This is a genomic window from Dethiosulfatibacter sp. (assembly GCF_983023055.1).
In genome coordinates this window covers 1-2,185 of the sequence record NZ_CEZJXU010000226.1, presented here as the reverse complement: position 1 = coordinate 2,185, position 2,185 = coordinate 1, and the positions used below count along the sequence as shown (strand labels likewise).

Annotated in this window: 2 protein-coding genes; both read right to left on the bottom strand. The window is 39.5% G+C overall.

Features of this window, described 5'->3' with window-relative positions:
• Positions 1-523 precede the first annotated feature (523 nt).
• A complete protein-coding gene (gene grdD / locus AC3AX0_RS08560) occupies positions 524-1,687 on the bottom strand; it encodes a glycine/sarcosine/betaine reductase complex component C subunit alpha (RefSeq protein WP_487549880.1) in 1,164 nt (387 codons plus the stop codon).
• 4 nt (positions 1,688-1,691) lie between these two features.
• The coding region (locus AC3AX0_RS08555) for a DUF5940 domain-containing protein (RefSeq protein WP_487549879.1) at positions 1,692-2,185 on the bottom strand (494 nt) is incomplete at its 5' end.

Sequence of the window (2,185 nt, the reverse complement as noted above, 5' to 3'; positions counted from 1 at the left end):
GTGTGAGCAAGTGGTTTTCAAGCAAGCGACCCAACTCTATTACTTAACAAAACAAATGGCTTCAAACCATAAAATCATAGCTCTAATAGCCACTTAATATTAGTTCAAAGCCGTATAGCCAACCTATTGATATAAGCACATTTTTATTTATGCTATAAACGCTATAATGTTAAACTCACCCACTTGATCAATCGAAATAACATATTTTCAGCAGTATTTTAGCAGTTTTTTAGCAAGTTTTTAGCGCTATTTTTTCAAAACTACTCTAACAATAAAGTTATTGTTTCCTAAAAACCAAAAATATTACTGTTAAAATTCCGCTATTTATATTATATTTTTACCACAGAAAGAAAGAATTATTTAGTAATTGCAATGTTTATAAAAAAATAACCACCTGCGAAAAACAGGCAATTATTCTGTGATTTTCTATGCGATTTTACTGTCATGCACCTCAAAACGGAACCCGTTGTAACACAAGTAGTAGAGGGGTGATGACCTTCATAACCGTTTCCTAAATCCTAATTTATTCAGCCAGATACTCTGCTTTCACCAATGCTGCCCTTGCAGCTTCCAGCCTTGCTTCACTAACTCTGACAATAGGTCCTGTACACCCCATGCCGCTTTCAGCATATATGTCTTCCTTCCATAATGCCGTTACTGCATCCTCAAGGTCCATTATATCTATTCCAGCTATCTGACTAGTTACAGTTTCCTTTTCAGGCATTTTCACTTCTTCTTTTGCTTCTGATTTCTTCGTTTCCTTAAGTGATTCTAGTATTTTTTCAAGTCCTGCCTTTTTTGCTGCTTCAAACTCTGTACTGCATTTCTCTGCAAGCCTTCCCTTTGCAAGGTCCTTTGCATATGAAAGTGCATTTGCAACTACAGGTACTCCAGATGCCCTTGAAAGGATAAGAATTGTCCTATTATAGTCTTCACCTATTCCAGGTCCGTAGCCGAAGCCTGATGCTTCATAGCTTCCTCCTGTTGTGAATGAGGAGAATACCTTCATCATGATATTTCCTGTAAGAGTGTCTGTTACCATTACATCTGCCGTTCCGCAGAGAAGGTCGTTTCCTCTCATTACGGCTCCACCATCTGCTCTCATGGATTCAGCAAAGTTCACTTCATATCCCCTTGAGTCTAGATCCTTAAGTGCTCTTTCAACCTGTCTTGCTCCGTCAAGGTTTAGTATCCCAATTGTTGGGTTTTCAATTCCCATTGATTTTGCAGTTATTATTCCATGAAGTGCATTTTTTACCATTGCTTCACTTCTATGTACCGATGATGTACCGGTAGTGGTTGCAAGATACATCTCTTTTCCCATTCCCGGAGTGAATACCTTTCCTACTGTTGATACTCCTATTGGGAAGTTGTAGTGCATGGTTACGCATGAACTAATATATTTATTGTCCAGAAGCTCTTCCATTTTCTTGTGCATGTCTTCTTCACAGTCTACTTCAACTGTTTCAAGTTTTGAATCATTCTTCGGTCCTATGAGAACCACTTCCATGTCCGGGTTGTTCCTTGCTGCAAGCTCCGCACCCTTGATGAGGTTTTCAGTACCGTGCTCGCTTCCAAGGATTGTTATTCCTACCTTGGTTTTATCGCCAAATGATCCTGTTTCTATTGCTTCTGCTATATCAAGCATTGTTTTTCCAATGAGTTGTTTTATCTTCTTTTCTTCCATTTCATCACTCCTCGCCAAGCATTTGTGATGCAAATCCTCTCATTGCTTCAGCTATCATTTTTTTAACAGCTTCCTGAGACACTGTGCTTTCTGGTGCCTCATCCGATGCACCGGGGTTTCTTTCGAGGATTACAGATACACCGTCAAAGAGGTTTGTCATTCTTCCAAGGAAGAGACTTCCTTTTCCCACAATCATTGCCTTGTTAAGGTCTCCTGATGTAAGGTCTTCCATTGCAAATCCAATATATGGAACTCCCGAAGGAATATGTCCCTGGGTTGGAGCCCATCCGTTCATTCCGTGTTCCTTGACGAAACCCAAGAGGTCTTTTCTTTCTATGTCTTTTCTCTTTACTCCAAGGGCACCTATCATCTTATAGTTTGATTCAGGAACGTTACCTGCTCCTGCAGGCTTTGTTATGTCAGGGTTTTGCATTTCCACTGAATATTTATCTATATCTGTTATCTTAAGACCTGCCTTGTCAAGAGGATCTGTAATAA

What these genes read in the sequence shown, in the direction of transcription:
- grdD (WP_487549880.1), bottom strand. Translation starts at nt 1,687, where the DNA reads ATGGAAGAAAAGAAGATAAAACAACTCATTGGAAAAACAATGCTTGAT.